Here is a 14,258-nt window from a genome sequence, read left to right as displayed (position 1 = left end):
TGACTACTATCTCGCCACCAACACCAGGGAGGAAAAATGGATCTGCAATTGCGGGAACGCACGGCCGTGGTCACGGGGGCCAGCCAAGGAATAGGTAAAGCCATTGCCATGGGCCTGGCCATGGAAGGCGTCCGCGTCGCGCTGGTCGCGCGCCGCCGCCCCCTCCTAGAGGCGCTTGCCCAGGACATCATGGCTGCCGGCGGCCCCGCTCCCCTGGTCGTCGAGGCCGACCTCTACCGGGAAGACTCGATCGAACTCATCGAGCAATCGGCGCGCGCGGCCTTCGGCCACATCGACATATTGGTCAACGCCGGCGGCGGCAGCCGACCCCTCGATTTCGATGCCGGGCCCGACAAATGGATGGAAGGCATGACGCTCAACTTCTTCCGCCTGAGGGAGTTGACCCATGCGATCATCCCCGGCATGCGCAGCCAGAAATGGGGGCGTGTGATCAACATCACCGGCACGTCCGAACCCAAGATCCTCAACGCTGCCTTCTCCGCCAAGGCCGCCGTCCACGTCTGGGCCAAAGGCCTATCGCGCCTGGTCGCCGCAGATAACGTCACCGTCAATTGCCTGCAGCCCGGCCGCATCCACAGCGAACAGATGAAGGCGCGTTATCCCACCGTGGAAAGCGAGCTCGAGTTCGCGCGCCAGGAGATCCCCGCCGGCCGTTTCGGCGAGGCCGAGGAACTCGCCAACTTGGCCGTATTCCTCTGCTCGGCGCGCGCCTCCTACGTGACGGGCGCGGTCATACCGGTCGATGGCGGCATGTCGCGCTTCGCTTTCTGAGTAGTCATAGCAGGTGCCGAAGCTACTCAGGCGATTCTGCGAGAAAATTGGCATGGCCAAGATTCAGTTGAACTGACCGGGATCCTAAATCACTAAGTGGGTGCGACCGGTCTATGCGGCCCTGATGCCGCTCCAACCGGCCTCCCCGCGGGATGAAGTACGCCCTGATGCTCCGCGGCGGTCGCTCAGAGCGCTCGGTCCCCAAGCCCCACCGAGGCGTAGATTTCATTGATGTGCTTTTTCACGTCCTCGGGCGTATCGTCCGTCGCGGGTTTGTGCGCCCAACCCACCTTCTCGCGGGCATAGCGGCCGATGACCTCATCTTGGTTTGAGGTCGCGCCGCTTATCCCGTAGGCTCCGACCATTTCGTCGCCCTTGAACACGGGAGCGCACCCTCCCGACGCCACAACCTGTCCGCCAGTAAAGACCGACGCGTTCATCAGCATCTGGGGGTTCCGCTCCTTGAACCATTGCTGGATGATCAGTCCATCCTGGAACCGCGGACTCATCGAGCGGAATGCCGCCACGGTATAGGCCTTGCTACGGGCTGTCTCGGGCGTGATGAAACCGGCGTCGTCCATGCGCTCCAGGGCAATGAGATGCCCCTCAGCGCTGACGACGGCGATCGAGACCGGCACCCCCATTTCTCGCGCCTTCTCCTCCGCCGCGCGGATGAATTCCCTGCATTCTGCTATCTGTATTTTTGCCATGCCTGGTTTGCTCCTGCCAAGTACTAAATGAAGATTATTGAGGCCTGGAGTTACTCCAGCTTGACCCCTGCCGCCTGCATCACCTCGGCCCACTTTTCGACCTCGGCGCGGACGTATTTAGAGGCATCCTCCGAACCAGCCTTGAAAGGTTCGATGCCCTGCGCGGCGAACTGCTTGCGCAGTTCGGGGGAATCGAGTGAGGCCTGGATGGCGGCCGAGAGTTTCTGCTGCACGTCCTGCCCGGTTCCCGCAGGAGCGGCGAGCCCGAACCAGACCGAGGTATCGAAATCCTTGAGCCCCAGCTCCGACAAAGTCTTCAAGTCGGGCAAAGCTGCCACGCGCGCCTTGCTGGCGGCCGCCAACGCAACGAGCTTGCCTGCCTGGATGTGCGGCAAGGCCGTCGAAGCGGGCGCGAACATGATGGCGACTTGTCCGCCCAACAAGTCCGTCATGGCCGGCGCGCTCCCGCGGTAGGGAACATGCAGCAAGCTCACCCCTGCCTTGTTCGCGAACAATTCGCCCGCGAGGTGAGGCGAAGTGCCGTTGCCTGATGAGGCGAACGTCACACGGCCCGGGTTGGCCTTGGCCGCGGCAATCAAGTCATCCACCGACTGCATCTTCTGCCCGGGGTGGGCAACCAGGACATTGGGAACATTGCCAACCATTCCCACGACGTCGAAACTCTTGACGATGTCCACAAGGTCCGGGTTGCGCGAGCTGGAATTGATGGCATTGGCGATCGTTATGACGAAAAGCGTATAACCATCTGCCGGGGCACCGGCGACCGCTCGTGCGGCGATGTCGCTGCTGGCGCCCGGCCGGTTCTCCACGACCACGCTCTGCCCCAGCTGGCGACCCAGCTCGCCGGCAAGAATGCGCGTGCCGACGTCCGTGGAACTGCCGGGAGGAAAGCCCACAACGATCCTCACCGGTTGCGACGGGTACTTGTCTTGTGCTTCCGCTGCCGCAGGCATGCAGGCCGATAGGGCCACGCATAGCGCAGCCAGGCAGTTACCGTAGTTCATGATGTGTCCCCGAGCTAGAAATTCGCGCATTTGCTCACTTGTTCTGCGGCGTATTACACGCGAGCGCAACTTATAATTCCAACGAATATTTCTTATCCATAGATCAGCTCATTTCATGAATCTGACGGTACGTCAGCTACAGGCGTTCGTCCTGGTTGCCCAGCTCGGCAGCTTCACCAAGGCAGCCGGCGCGATGCACGTCACACAATCGGCGCTCAGCATGCTGATTCGCGAGCTGGAAAGCGGCCTGGGCACGAGGTTGGTTGACCGCACCACCCGCAGTGTCAGCGTGACAGCCGTCGGAGCGGAGTTCTTGGCCAGTGCGGAACGCATCTTGGCCGACATCGCGCATGCCATTGCCAACGTCGATCAGTGGGTGGCTCACCAGCGCGGTCGGGTGGTGGTCGCTGCGCCGCTCGTGCTGTCGGGCACGCTGCTTCCGCCTCTCATAGCCGACTTCAGGCGCCGCTATCCCGGCATCGAACTGATGCTGAAAGACGCTCTGCCGGATGAAGTGCTGCCCCAAGTCCGCAATGGCGCCGCCGACCTCGCCATCGGCACTTTCAAGCGAACGGAGTCTGAGCTGCATCGCATCCGCTTGTTCGAGGAATCCCTAGTCGCGATATTTCCGGTAGGACATCCGTTAGCGCGTGCGCGGCGCCTGAGATGGCGCCGCCTGCAGGACGAGAACGTGCTGACCCTCCCCCGCGGCAGCGTGTTCCGGGAGCTTACCGAGCGCGGCTACAACGCCGCCGGCATGGTGCTGGATCCGGTGGCCGAAGCCACATACGTGGGCACACTGATGGGCATGGTCGCCTCCGGCCTGGGCATCGGCATCGTGCCCGGGTATGCGACCGCGCTGGCAAACAGGCAGGTCATCGCATGGAAGGCGCTGGTCGATCCAATCGTCCACCGCGAAGTTTCGGTCGTACATCGGGCCAACGTGGCGGTGTCACCCGCCGCGCAGGCTTTCATAGACTTCGTGCTCGATCATCCTTCGATCAGGCGACTGCGCACAAGCGCGAGCTCACATGCAACACCCGATTAGCCAGCCCGGAAGATGCCGGCGCGCGTAGGGCGCCCGTTCTCAGCTCAGCGCCAGCAGCATTTGCGCCAAGACTTCTGGCGCGGTCACCATGGCGTCGTGCCCCGTAGCGAGCTCGAGGTATTCCCAATCGCTCCGGACTCGCGCGTGTTCCGCGCTGGCAGCGATCGGCTCGTAGGCCGGCGCGGTGCAGCGTATATAGGTGACGGGGAGTCCGTTGCCCAGGGGGTTCGACAGGCGCAATGGCGACGTGTACGCCCCCAGCGGATGCGGGGTCAGCCGGCGGGCCAGCCACGCGGCCGCCTGAGGCTCGACCACGCCGAAGGCCTCGGCCGGCGGCGCGGGCATGGCAAAGCGCAGTCCGGCGGCCTTGGCCTGCGCCACGCGGGCCTCGCGCACTGCGGGGGGAAGTCCGTCCCACGCCGCTTTGCCCGGCTCCGGCAAGCCCGCATCGAGCAGGACCAGCCGGTGCACGGAATCCCTCATTCTGTCGGCAACCCCGCACGCCACCCGGCCGCCGAAGCTGTGTCCGACCAGGTAGACGTCGGTGAGTTCTTCCGCCTCGATCACGTTGGCGACATCCTGCACGAAGGTGTCCAGCGTAATCCCTTCGTGCAGCAGGTGGCGCCGCTCCCCCAACCCGGTGAGGGTCGGCGTGAAAACCGCATGGCCGGCGCCCCTCAAGCGGTCGGCCACCCGGCGCCAGCACCACCCCCCGTGCCAGGCGCCGTGCACCAACACATAAGTGCGTCGCTCCATGCTATTCCAGCCGGATGCCGAGCCGCTTGATCGTGGGTCCCAGCGCGTCAGACAGCGCTTGCATTTCGGCTGCCATCTGGGCGGAAGACATCACGGTCGCTTCCATGCCGGCGCCAGCCAAGCGTTCCTTGACCTCGGCCGAGCCGACCACTTTCGCCAGCGCACCATCGAGACGGTCCACGATCGCCCGGGGCGTCTTGGCTGGTGCGAACAACAAGAAATGCACGCCGCCGTATAGGCCCTTCAAGCCCAGTTCGCCGGTGGCCGGCAGGTCGGGAAAGAGCGGGGAACGCTTGTCCTGCATCACGGCCAGCGCGCGCAATTGCCCATTCTTGATGAAACCCGCGACCGTCGCAGCCAGGAAGCTCGCGAAATCCACGCGCCCGGCAAGCAGGTCGGTCATGCCGGCGCCGCCCGCGCCTTTATAGGGCACGTAGACGAACCGGGCGCCGGTGCGCGCCATCACTTCCTCGATCGCCAAGTGTTGCTGCAGTCCGTAGCCTGCGATGCTGTAGTTCAAGGTATCGGGCTTGGCCTTGCCGGCCTCGACCAGCTCCGAAAAACTGTGGAACGGGCTCTTGGCCGGCACCACCGTGAGCGTGGGCGTGATGCCCACGCTGCCCACGGGCACCAGGTCGTTGAACGGGTGATAGCCCAGCTTCGGAAAGCTGTGCACGAACGTCGCGATGACCGTTCCGTTCATCAAGAGCGTACAACCGTCTGGCCGGGCGCGCGCCACTTCTTCGGTGCCGATGTTGCCGCTCGCGCCCGGCTTGTTCTCCACGACCATGGTCTTGCCCAGAGCCGTGCCGAGCCGCTCGGCGACCACCCTTGCAGCAAGGTCCGCGGACGCCCCGGGAGAATACGGAACGATGATTTTCAGGACCTGGCACTGCGCGGGGAAATCTTGTGCGGCGGCCGGGGCAGTCGCAGCAGCGCCAAGCAGCACGCATGCGCCCACGGCGGCACGAAATCGGAAAGCTTCCATGCTGTCTCCTTGTATCGATCTATTTGTCGTGCATGAATACGGAGCCTTGCCGGCAGCCGCGCGCCATTATTACGCCGCCGGGCCCGGGAATACAGGCCCGTTTCCAAATCTCTGTTATCCGATTTCTCGATAGGTGCGGCGGATTCCCGACCCCGCGCGGCGCGGGCATCGCATCGATGGCACCCCCGGGGCGCCGGCGAAAAAAGCCTGACGCGCTTTGCGCTCGGGTAAACCCCTAGCCTGCGCGAACGCCGCGCCAAAACGGTGGTCGCGCTCGACCGGATCGATCTCGTTACGCCCTTCAGCTTGAAAGACCCTAGACCCATCCCTATAATTAGCACTCGCTAGCCGAGAGTGCTAACAACGCCGTCCACGGCGCGGGGGCATTCCGGCGAGGCTGTCGCATCGTCCGCTCGCGCGGGTCTTGGCCGGAATCCGGCGTTCCAGCCTCTTTTCAATAATCAGACGTCAACTTCGAGAATATCAGGAGTTTGTATGGCCCTCCGTCCCTTGCACGATCGCGTGATCGTCAAACGCCTGGACAACGAGCGCAAAACCGCTTCAGGCATCGTCATCCCCGACAGCGCTGCCGAGAAGCCTGACCAAGGCGAAGTGTTGGCCGTTGGCCCGGGCAAGAAGACCGAAGACGGCAAGGTTCTGCCGGTCGACGTCAAAGTCGGCGACAAGGTGCTGTTCGGCAAGTATGCCGGCCAAGCCGTGAAGGTCGACGGCGAAGAACTGCTCGTCATCCGTGAAGAAGAAATCCTGGCGGTGATCCAGTAAGCCTTGAGGCTCGCTGCAAGATCCCCTAGCGTTCAACCCATACTCCAAGGAATTTTCTTAAATGGCTGCCAAACAAGTCCAGTTCGGGGATGACGCCCGTGCCCGCGTCGTGCGCGGCGTAAACGTCCTCGCCAACGCCGTCAAGGTCACGCTCGGTCCCAAGGGCCGCAACGTCGTGCTCGAGCGCTCCTTCGGCGCCCCCACGGTCACCAAGGACGGCGTGTCCGTGGCCAAGGAAATCGAACTGAAGGACAAGTTCGAAAACCTCGGCGCCCAGCTCGTCAAGGAAGTCGCCTCCAAGACCAGCGACAACGCCGGTGACGGCACCACCACCGCCACCGTGCTGGCCCAGGCCATCGTCCACGAAGGCCAGAAATACGTCACCGCCGGCCTGAACCCGATGGACCTGAAGCGCGGCATCGACAAGGCCGTCGCCGCCGCCGTGGAAGAATTGAAGAAGCTGAGCAAGCCCTGCTCGTCGAGCAAGGAAATCGCCCAGGTCGGCTCCATCTCGGCCAACAGCGATAGCTCGATCGGCCAGATCATCGCCGACGCGATGGAAAAAGTGGGCAAGGAAGGCGTCATCACCGTCGAAGACGGCAAGTCGCTGGAAAACGAACTGGAAGTCGTGGAAGGCATGCAGTTCGACCGCGGCTACCTGTCGCCCTACTTCATCAACAACCCCGACAAGCAAGTCGCGGCGCTGGACAACCCCTACATCCTGATCCACGACAAGAAGATCAGCAACATCCGCGACCTGCTGCCGATCCTGGAGCAAGTCGCCAAGGCCAGCCGCCCGCTGCTGATCATCGCTGAAGACGTGGACGGCGAAGCCCTGGCCACCCTCGTGGTGAACAACATCCGCGGCATCCTGAAGACCACCGCCGTCAAGGCGCCCGGCTTCGGCGACCGTCGCAAGGCCATGCTCGAAGACATCGCCATCCTCACGGGCGGCACCGTCATCTCCGAAGAAACTGGCCTCTCGCTCGAAAAAGCCACCCTGCAAGAGCTGGGCCAAGCCAAGCGCGTCGAAGTGGCCAAGGAAAACACCACCATCATCGACGGCGCTGGCGACTCCAAGGCCATCGAAGCCCGCGTCAAGCAAATCCGCGTCCAAATCGAGGAAGCGACCTCGGATTACGACCGTGAGAAGCTGCAAGAGCGCGTGGCCAAGCTGGCCGGTGGCGTGGCGGTGATCAAGGTCGGTGCCGCCACCGAAGTCGAAATGAAAGAGAAGAAGGCCCGCGTGGAAGACGCCCTGCACGCCACCCGCGCTGCGGTGGAAGAAGGCATCGTTCCCGGCGGTGGCGTGGCCCTGCTCCGTGCCAAGCAAGCCATCAAGGACCTCAAGGGCGACAACCCCGATCAAGATGCCGGCATCAAGATCGTCCTGCGTGCCATTGAAGAACCGCTGCGCACCATCGTCTCCAACGCCGGCGAGGAGCCCAGCGTGATCGTCAACAACGTGCTGAACGGCAAGGGCAACTACGGCTACAACGCCGCCACCGGCGAGTACGGCGACATGGTCGAATGCGGCGTGCTGGATCCGACCAAGGTGACCCGCACGGCACTGCAAAACGCCGCCTCGGTTGCTTCGCTGCTGCTGACCACGGAAGCCACGGTGGTCGAGCTGGTCGAAGACAAACCTGCTGCTCCCGCCGGCGGCGGCATGGGCGGCATGGGTGGCATGGGCGGCATGGACTTCTAATCGGGTCCCGCAACCCTATCCCCTTCGGCCTCGGCCTGGAAACCGCGCGGCATACGCCGCGCGGTTTTTTTTATTGCCGAAACGCCTTATTCAACCTTGGCGCCGGAGGCCTTGACCACCGTCGCCCAGGTTTCGACCTCGCTCTTGATGAAGTCGCCGAACTCCTGGGGCGTCGTGCGGGCGGTGATCGCGCCCAGGTCCCTGAACTTCTGCTGCACCTCAGGCTTGGCCAGTGCCTTGAGCACCGAGGCGTTGAGCTTGGACACGATTTCTGGTGGCGTGCCCGCGGGCGCGATCAGGCCGAACCACGACGAGACGTCGAATTTCTCGAAACCGGATTCGACCATGGTGGGCAGGTCGGGGGCCGTGGCCGAACGCTCCGCGGTCGTGACCGCCAAGGCCCGCAACTTGCCGGCCTGGACGTGCGGCCACGCGGACGGCATGTTGTCGAACATCAGTTGCACCTGGTTCCCAATCAGGTCGGTGATCGCGGGCGCACTGCCCTTGTAGGGAATATGCACGATGTCCGCACCGGTCCGCAGCTTGAACAGTTCGCCCGCCATGTGGATGGACGTGCCGCTGCCGGACGAAGCGAAGGACACTTTGCCAGGATTGGCCTTCAAGTAGGCCACCAGCTCCTGCACGCTCTTGACGGGCAGGGAAGGATTCACCACGAGGATGTTGGGAACCTTGATGACGAGGGCAACGGGCGAGAAATCCTTGACGATGTCGAAGCTCAGGTTCTTGTACAGCGTCTGGTTGATCGCGCTCGTCACGGCCACCATGTAGAGCGTGTAGCCGTCCGGCTTGGCGCGAGCCACCGATTCCGCACCGATGTTGCTGCCCGCCCCGGGCTTGTTTTCGACCACGAAGCTCTGGCCAAGGTCATCGCTCAATTCCTTGGCGATGATCCGTGCAGCGACGTCGGTCGTCCCCCCCGCCGAAAAGCCGACCACGATGCGTACTGATCGCTCGGGAAACTCGGCTGCCGGGGCGGGACCGGCCAATGCCGCAGAAAGCAGCCCGGCCAGGCAGGCGGCCCGGGCCGGCGACGAAAAGTGCTTCATGACTCCGTCTCCTTATCATTCGCTTGGAAAGGCGTTATTGCGGGATCTATGTCAACATCGCCCCGCGGCGCCGACCATTGTTGCAAACCCCAAGGCTGCGCCGCCGACGCGTTTGGCGGTATCCTGCGCGCTTCCTTCCTGGCTCGCTCCCATGACTGATCGACAGCACTCCCCTTATAAGAGCGCCGGTGGCCTGCGGCGCATCCTCCGCGCCTGGCGCTATTCGATGCAAGGCCTGGGCGCCGCGTTCAGGCACGAAGCGGCCTTCCGCCAGGAAGTCGCGCTCGCGCTCGTCTTGGTGCCGGCTGCGGTCTGGTTGGGTCGCGACGCCTCGGAAACCCTCTTGCTGCTCTTTAGCATGCTACTCGTGCTGGTGGCGGAGCTGCTGAACTCGGCGGTGGAGGCCTTGGCCGACGCCATATCGGTCGAAGCCCACCCGCTGCTTGGGCGGGCGAAAGACCTGGGCAGCGCGGCCGTCTTGCTGGCACTGCTCTTTTCGGGTGGCCTCTGGGTGTACGTCCTGGCGGGACGATGGGCAGCCTAATGCGCGCGGCCGGGCGGCGCCCCGTTTCGCGCGAAGCCGCGGTTGATCCTACAATGGCGGCTCGATTCCGTCCCGTCTCATCATGTCTTTCACCCGCAAACTCACGCAGGCCTGGGCTGCATCCGACTCCTTGCTGACCGTCGGCCTGGACCCGGACCCTTCCCGTTTCCCCGCCGAGCTGCGCGGACGCGCCGATCGCATCTTCGACTTCTGCCGCGCCATCGTCGACGTTACCGCCCCCTACGTGTGCGCCTTCAAGCCCCAGGTCGCGTACTTCGCGGCGCGCGGCGCCGAAGATCAGCTCGAGGCGCTGTGCCGTCACATCAAGGAACACCATCCGGACATCCCGCTGGTCCTGGACGCCAAGCGTGGCGACATCGGTTCCACGGCCGAGCAATACGCCATCGAGGCCTTCGAACGCTATGGCGCTGACGCCGTCACCGTCAGCCCCTACATGGGCTGGGATTCGATCGAGCCTTACTTCGCCTGGCCTGACCGGGGCGTCATCGTGCTCTGCCGCACCTCCAACCCCGGCGGCTCAGACCTTCAATTCCTCGAGACCGGTGGCGAGCCGCTTTATCTGCGCGTAGCCGGCCTGGTCGCAGACAAATGGAACCGGCACGGCCAGCTCGGCCTGGTGGTCGGCGCCACCTACCCCGCCGAGCTAGCTGCGGTGCGTGCCCGGATCGGAGGCGACATGCCGCTTTTGGTGCCCGGGATCGGTGCCCAGGGCGGTGACGTGAAGGCCACGGTGGAAGCCGGCTGCAATGCAGCCGGAACGGGCATGATGATCAACTCGTCGCGCGCCATCCTCTACGCCGGCAACGGCGACGACTGGCTCGAGGCCGCGGCACGCGCGGCCCGCGACACGCGCGACGCGATCAATCGCTATCGCGTCAAGCCGGGCTAAGCGCCGGATCGGCCGAGAGCGACCACGGCATGGCGGGGCACGCCCCCGCAAACCGATGCGGGCTTAAGTCGCAGAAGGCAAGTCGATGATCGGCACGCCGCGATCGATCGCCTCGCAGCGCGCATCTTCCGCGGCCGCCCGCTTGCGCGAAAGTTCCAGCACTTCGCGTGCGCGTTCCTTGGGAATGAAGCACACGCCGGTGTCGTCAGCAACGACGATATCGCCGGGGTTCACGCGTATTCCCTCGATCTGCACCGGGCCGTTGATTTCGATGGTCTCGATGCGCCACTTGCCCGTGATGGGCGAGACTTCGGTCGCCCACACCGGGAAGCCGACGCGACGCGAATGCGCAATGTCGCGCACGCCGCCCGACACGATGGCGCCGATCTCGCCCTGGCGCTTGGCCACCTGGGCCGAAATGCCGCCCATGTTGGAGACCCCCGGCACGCCTTCGATCACGAGCACGTCGCCGTCTTCCGCGATGTTGTGGGCTTCGATCTCGGCCATGCCGTTGCGATAGGCACGCGCATTGTCGGTCGGATGCCCCGTCAGCACGGTGTTGCGCAGGGTGAGGGCCGGCCCGACGATGGTGGCCCCGGGAATGGTGGGCTTGAGGCGCGAGCCGGGCAGCGCGCCGACGATGCCGAGGTTGTCCATGACGTCTGAGACGATGCCGGTGGCATCGCCGAGCGCCTTGAAACCGTCGATCAGATCCTTCGGCGGACGTTCGATGTCGAGGCTTTTTACGCGTTCTGGGGCGATCTTGCCCAACAGCGTCTTGGTCATGCGGTGTCTCCTGTGGAATGCGGCCCCTGGCGGCCGGGACAATGATTGAAAAATTCTCATCGCATTCCCGGGCGGCATCAATCGATTTATAGTCAATATCATTGACTTTTATTCATCCATCATGCGCCCTCGCCTGCCCCCGCTGAATCCCCTGCGCACGTTCGAGGCCGCGGCGCGCCACCAGAGCTTTACCCGCGCCGCCCGCGAACTGCACGTCACCCCCGGCGCGGTGAGCCGCCAGGTCATGGTGCTCGAGAAATTCCTCGGCGCCCGGCTATTCGAGCGGGTCAATCGCGAAGTGCGCCTGACGCCGGTGGGCCAGCGTTACCTGAACGACTTGAGCGATGTCTTCGACCGCATCGCCGCATCCACCCTGCGGGCCATGCAAGGCGTGCGCGAACGGCCGCTGCACGTCTGGTGCCCCATGACCTTCGCCATGCGCTGGCTCGTGCCGCGGCTGCCCGCCTTCCATGCCGCCCACCCGGGGCGCGACGCGATCTTCACGACGTCGCTCAAGCCCGTGGATTTCTCTGTGCACGATGCAGACGTCGCCATTCGCATGGGGCGGGGCGATTGGCCGGGCGTCATTTCACGCCACCTGGTCGGCATCGAGTTGCTGCCTGTATGCAGCCCCCGGCTGCTCAGCGGGCCGACGCCACTGAAAACGCCGCGCGACCTCGCCCGCCACACCTTGCTGCAATCGGTGGCCCGGCCGGAGTACTGGCGCATCTGGCTCGAGGCCGCCGGCGCCGGCGACGTCGACCCCGATCGGGGACTGACTTTCGAGAGCGTGAGTCTTGCGTACCAGGCGGCGCTGGAAGGCCTGGGCGTTGCGATGGGGCAGCATGCGCTGGTGGCGGAAGATCTGGCTGTGGGCAGGCTGGTCGCGCCGTTCGGGCCGCGCGTGCCGATCGACAACGCCTTTTATCTGGTTTACCCGGAGAGGCTGGAAGACGACGCCCACCTGAGCACCTTCCGGGACTGGATCCTGGCGGAAGCCCAGGCCGACGAGGCGCGCCGCGCGGCGCTCAGGCAATGACAGGCCAGCCGTGCAAGGGGGCTGGCTAAGCCCCGCGCCCGCCGGCGCCACCCACCCTCTCCAAGACGCCCCGCAACGCGATGTGCACGGATTGCATGCGAACGGAGGTGCGGTCCCCTTCAAGCAGGTGGGTAGCGGTCCTGACTTCAGGATGCGCCGGGTCGCCCCAGGCCCAGCCGAAGCACACCATGCCCACCGGCTTGCCCGGCGTAGCGCCTCCCGGCCCCGCAATGCCGGTGGTAGAAACCGCAACCTGCGCGCCCGCCGCGCGCAAGGCGCCTGCCGCCATTTCGGCCGCCGTCTCTTCACTGACTGCACCGTGCGCCGCGAGCGTCGCTTCGTGCACGCCGAGCTGCGCCATCTTGGCGGCATTGGTGTAGGTGACGAAGCCGCGGTCGAACCAGGCGCTCGATCCTGCGATGGCCGTCACCAGGCCGGCCACCAGCCCGCCCGTGCATGACTCGGCCGACGCCAGCATCAATTGTCTTGCCTGCAGGAAACGTCCGACTTCGGCGGACAGCGCGAGGGAGTCTTCGTCGAACATGGAACCTCCGGTCGTGCGGAGCGGACTTCAGCCGCCCATGAAGCGGTAGTACAGCGCAAACGCAAGCAATGTATAGAACGCCGCGATGAGATCGTCCCACATGACGCCCAGCCCGTTCTTGAGCTTGCGGTCGAAATAGCCGATCGGAGGCGGCTTGAGGATGTCGAACAAGCGAAAGAGCAGAAAACCGAAAGCCTGGGCCACGGCCGAGCCGGGAATCAGCCACAGCACTGTCCAGAACGCCACCATTTCGTCCCATACCATTCCGCCGTGGTCGGGCACGCCCAGGTCGCGCCCAGTGCGGTGGCACGCCCACACGCCCAGCACAAAAGCGGCCAACAGGAACACGGCCTGGTGCAGCGGCGCCAACACTACGGCCAAGGGCTGCCACAGCAGCCACGCAAGGAGCGTTCCCCAGGTGCCCGGCGCCGGCCGCATCAGGCCGCTCCCCAGGCCAAAGGCGACGATGCGCGAGAGTCGGACGCGCATCCATGCGAAATTCGGACTGGCCGGCGCCGTGCCGGCGGAAGAGAAATCGGTCATGGCATTCAAGCGAAGTGATCGAAGCCTGCGCGGGGCAATTCCGGCAGCGGCGCGCCGCTGCCGTCCACCACGGACAGCCCGGACCCAAGCTCCACGGCCCCTATGCGCGTCACCGCCGTTCCCACTCGCGCGGCCGCCTCGGCGACCCGTTCGCGCGCGGAGGGCGGCGCGGTAAAACAAAGCTCATAAGCGTCCCCGCCCCCCAAGGCGCAACGATACCGCCACGCGGGAGGCAAGGCTGCCAAAGCCTGGGATACGGGTACGTCGTCGGCACAGAGACGGGCGCCACAGCCGCTTGCGGCCAAGACATGCCCCAAGTCCTGCAGCAGCCCGTCCGAGATGTCGATGGCCGCGCTCGCGATGCCGCGCAAGGCGAGCCCGAGCGCGACCCTGGGCTGCGGCCACTCCAGCGCCTGCCGGGAAGCTGCCAGCGCGGCGGCGGGATCGGCAACCGGCACGGATTCGCCCGACAACAGGCGCAGCGCCAAATCGGCGTCGCCCAACGTGCCGGACACCCAGATGTCGTCGCCAGGCCGCGCCCCCGAACGGCGCAAGGCCTGCTCCTGGGCTACGGCGCCGAAAATGGTGATCGAGATGGTCACGCCCGCCTGGCCCCGGGTCGTATCGCCCCCCACGAGCGCACACCCGTGTGCGTCGGCCAGCGCATAAAGCCCCTGCGCGAATGCCGCCAGCCAAGCATCGTCGATGCGCGGCAGGGCCAGCCCGAGCACGAAAGCCACGGGCCGCGCGCCCATGGCGGCCAAATCAGAAAGGTTGACGGCCAAGGCCTTGTGCCCGAGTGCCCGGGGATCGACATCAGGAAAAAAATGGCGCCCCTCGATCAGCAGGTCCGTGCTGACGGCGGTGGATTCGCCCGTCGCGGGCAGCAGGGCACAATCATCGCCCACGCCCAACATGCCGTCGGGTGCGGCGCGGTGGAAATGGCGCCGGATCAGGTCGAATTCGCCGCCTGCCATCACATCTCCGGGGAAAACACGCGAAGCAGGCGTGCGGC

16 protein-coding genes are annotated in these 14,258 nt (G+C 65.0%); 7 read left to right on the top strand and 9 right to left on the bottom strand.

All coding sequences use genetic code 11. The annotated features are described in order from the left end of the window. The first annotated feature begins 36 nt into the window (after positions 1-36). A complete protein-coding gene (locus Q0319_RS15250; RefSeq protein ID WP_299454020.1) occupies positions 37-792 on the top strand; it encodes an SDR family oxidoreductase in 756 nt (251 codons plus the stop codon). A 185-nt stretch (positions 793-977) separates the two neighbouring features. Here Q0319_RS15250 and Q0319_RS15245 read toward each other — a convergent pair whose 3' ends face one another. Together Q0319_RS15245 and Q0319_RS15240 are read right to left on the bottom strand one after the other, a co-directional pair. Next, positions 978-1,502 (bottom strand): heme-binding protein, encoded by a 525-nt coding sequence (locus Q0319_RS15245; RefSeq protein WP_299454017.1) that lies wholly within the window; start codon positions 1,500-1,502, stop codon positions 978-980. A gap of 50 nt (positions 1,503-1,552) precedes the next feature. Further along, positions 1,553-2,527 carry a tripartite tricarboxylate transporter substrate binding protein gene (locus Q0319_RS15240; RefSeq protein ID WP_299454014.1) on the bottom strand — a complete coding sequence of 325 codons (975 nt, stop codon included), beginning with the start codon at positions 2,525-2,527 and terminating at the stop codon, positions 1,553-1,555. 115 nt (positions 2,528-2,642) lie between these two features. On the opposite strand from Q0319_RS15240, the gene Q0319_RS15235 reads away from it, so the two are divergent. Then, positions 2,643-3,575: a LysR family transcriptional regulator gene (locus Q0319_RS15235; RefSeq protein ID WP_299454010.1), complete on the top strand. Its 933-nt coding sequence runs from the start codon at positions 2,643-2,645 to the stop codon at positions 3,573-3,575. Between the two features lie 39 nt (positions 3,576-3,614). Here Q0319_RS15235 and Q0319_RS15230 read toward each other — a convergent pair whose 3' ends face one another. Both Q0319_RS15230 and Q0319_RS15225 read right to left on the bottom strand, forming a co-directional pair. Continuing rightward, entirely contained in the window at positions 3,615-4,331 is a 717-nt protein-coding gene (locus tag Q0319_RS15230; RefSeq protein WP_299454006.1) for an alpha/beta hydrolase, read from the bottom strand. 1 nt (position 4,332) lies between these two features. After that, on the bottom strand, positions 4,333-5,319 hold the full coding sequence (locus tag Q0319_RS15225) for a tripartite tricarboxylate transporter substrate binding protein (protein WP_296466362.1): 987 nt from the start codon (positions 5,317-5,319) through the stop codon (positions 4,333-4,335). 495 nt (positions 5,320-5,814) lie between these two features. On the opposite strand from Q0319_RS15225, the gene groES reads away from it, so the two are divergent. Both groES and groL read left to right on the top strand, forming a co-directional pair. After that, a complete protein-coding gene (gene groES, locus Q0319_RS15220) occupies positions 5,815-6,102 on the top strand; it encodes a co-chaperone GroES (RefSeq protein ID WP_296466359.1) in 288 nt (95 codons plus the stop codon). Positions 6,103-6,163: 61 nt separating this feature from the next. Next, positions 6,164-7,810, top strand: a complete 1,647-nt coding sequence (groL, locus tag Q0319_RS15215) for a chaperonin GroEL (RefSeq protein WP_296466356.1) — start codon at positions 6,164-6,166, stop codon at positions 7,808-7,810. A gap of 86 nt (positions 7,811-7,896) precedes the next feature. On the opposite strand, the gene Q0319_RS15210 is transcribed toward groL, so the two are convergent. Beyond that, positions 7,897-8,877, bottom strand: a complete 981-nt coding sequence (locus Q0319_RS15210; RefSeq protein ID WP_296468146.1) for a tripartite tricarboxylate transporter substrate binding protein — start codon at positions 8,875-8,877, stop codon at positions 7,897-7,899. Positions 8,878-9,028: 151 nt separating this feature from the next. Between Q0319_RS15210 and Q0319_RS15205 the strand changes: the two genes are divergently transcribed. Further along, entirely contained in the window at positions 9,029-9,421 is a 393-nt protein-coding gene (locus tag Q0319_RS15205) for a diacylglycerol kinase (protein ID WP_296468144.1), read from the top strand. Between the two features lie 82 nt (positions 9,422-9,503). Further along, positions 9,504-10,331: an orotidine-5'-phosphate decarboxylase gene (gene pyrF / locus Q0319_RS15200; RefSeq protein ID WP_296468142.1), complete on the top strand. Its 828-nt coding sequence runs from the start codon at positions 9,504-9,506 to the stop codon at positions 10,329-10,331. A gap of 63 nt (positions 10,332-10,394) precedes the next feature. Here pyrF and Q0319_RS15195 read toward each other — a convergent pair whose 3' ends face one another. Beyond that, the gene (locus Q0319_RS15195) at positions 10,395-11,117 is read right to left on the bottom strand and encodes an RraA family protein (RefSeq protein WP_296468140.1); all 723 of its coding nucleotides are present in this window, start codon (positions 11,115-11,117) and stop codon (positions 10,395-10,397) included. Positions 11,118-11,238: 121 nt separating this feature from the next. On the opposite strand from Q0319_RS15195, the gene gcvA reads away from it, so the two are divergent. After that, entirely contained in the window at positions 11,239-12,156 is a 918-nt protein-coding gene (gcvA, locus tag Q0319_RS15190) for a transcriptional regulator GcvA (protein ID WP_296468138.1), read from the top strand. A gap of 25 nt (positions 12,157-12,181) precedes the next feature. Here gcvA and Q0319_RS15185 read toward each other — a convergent pair whose 3' ends face one another. From Q0319_RS15185 to thiL, 3 genes are all read right to left on the bottom strand, one after another. Further along, positions 12,182-12,634 (bottom strand): CinA family protein, encoded by a 453-nt coding sequence (locus Q0319_RS15185; protein WP_296468151.1) that lies wholly within the window; start codon positions 12,632-12,634, stop codon positions 12,182-12,184. A 93-nt stretch (positions 12,635-12,727) separates the two neighbouring features. Continuing rightward, positions 12,728-13,189, bottom strand: a complete 462-nt coding sequence (locus Q0319_RS15180) for a phosphatidylglycerophosphatase A (protein ID WP_296468149.1) — start codon at positions 13,187-13,189, stop codon at positions 12,728-12,730. Positions 13,190-13,248: 59 nt separating this feature from the next. Then, on the bottom strand, positions 13,249-14,220 hold the full coding sequence (thiL, locus tag Q0319_RS15175) for a thiamine-phosphate kinase (RefSeq protein ID WP_299453996.1): 972 nt from the start codon (positions 14,218-14,220) through the stop codon (positions 13,249-13,251). Between the last annotated feature and the right edge of the window lie 38 nt (positions 14,221-14,258).

This window comes from uncultured Pigmentiphaga sp., from assembly GCF_937950555.1.
Lineage (GTDB): Bacteria > Pseudomonadota > Gammaproteobacteria > Burkholderiales > Burkholderiaceae_B > Pigmentiphaga.
This window is presented reverse-complemented; position numbering and strand designations above follow the sequence as displayed.

Coding starts and splice junctions, on each gene's coding strand:
- Q0319_RS15250 (WP_299454020.1), top strand. CDS start 37: ATGGATCTGCAATTGCGGGAACGCACGGCCGTGGTCACGGGGGCCAGC.
- Q0319_RS15185 (WP_296468151.1), bottom strand. CDS start 12,634: ATGCTGGCGTCGGCCGAGTCATGCACGGGCGGGCTGGTGGCCGGCCTG.
- Q0319_RS15235 (WP_299454010.1), top strand. CDS start 2,643: ATGAATCTGACGGTACGTCAGCTACAGGCGTTCGTCCTGGTTGCCCAG.
- groL (WP_296466356.1), top strand. CDS start 6,164: ATGGCTGCCAAACAAGTCCAGTTCGGGGATGACGCCCGTGCCCGCGTC.
- Q0319_RS15230 (WP_299454006.1), bottom strand. CDS start 4,331: ATGGAGCGACGCACTTATGTGTTGGTGCACGGCGCCTGGCACGGGGGG.
- Q0319_RS15195 (WP_296468140.1), bottom strand. CDS start 11,117: ATGACCAAGACGCTGTTGGGCAAGATCGCCCCAGAACGCGTAAAAAGC.
- groES (WP_296466359.1), top strand. CDS start 5,815: ATGGCCCTCCGTCCCTTGCACGATCGCGTGATCGTCAAACGCCTGGAC.
- pyrF (WP_296468142.1), top strand. CDS start 9,504: ATGTCTTTCACCCGCAAACTCACGCAGGCCTGGGCTGCATCCGACTCC.
- Q0319_RS15205 (WP_296468144.1), top strand. CDS start 9,029: ATGACTGATCGACAGCACTCCCCTTATAAGAGCGCCGGTGGCCTGCGG.
- thiL (WP_299453996.1), bottom strand. CDS start 14,220: ATGGCAGGCGGCGAATTCGACCTGATCCGGCGCCATTTCCACCGCGCC.
- gcvA (WP_296468138.1), top strand. CDS start 11,239: ATGCGCCCTCGCCTGCCCCCGCTGAATCCCCTGCGCACGTTCGAGGCC.
- Q0319_RS15225 (WP_296466362.1), bottom strand. CDS start 5,319: ATGGAAGCTTTCCGATTTCGTGCCGCCGTGGGCGCATGCGTGCTGCTT.
- Q0319_RS15210 (WP_296468146.1), bottom strand. CDS start 8,877: ATGAAGCACTTTTCGTCGCCGGCCCGGGCCGCCTGCCTGGCCGGGCTG.
- Q0319_RS15240 (WP_299454014.1), bottom strand. CDS start 2,527: ATGAACTACGGTAACTGCCTGGCTGCGCTATGCGTGGCCCTATCGGCC.
- Q0319_RS15245 (WP_299454017.1), bottom strand. CDS start 1,502: ATGGCAAAAATACAGATAGCAGAATGCAGGGAATTCATCCGCGCGGCG.
- Q0319_RS15180 (WP_296468149.1), bottom strand. CDS start 13,189: ATGCGCGTCCGACTCTCGCGCATCGTCGCCTTTGGCCTGGGGAGCGGC.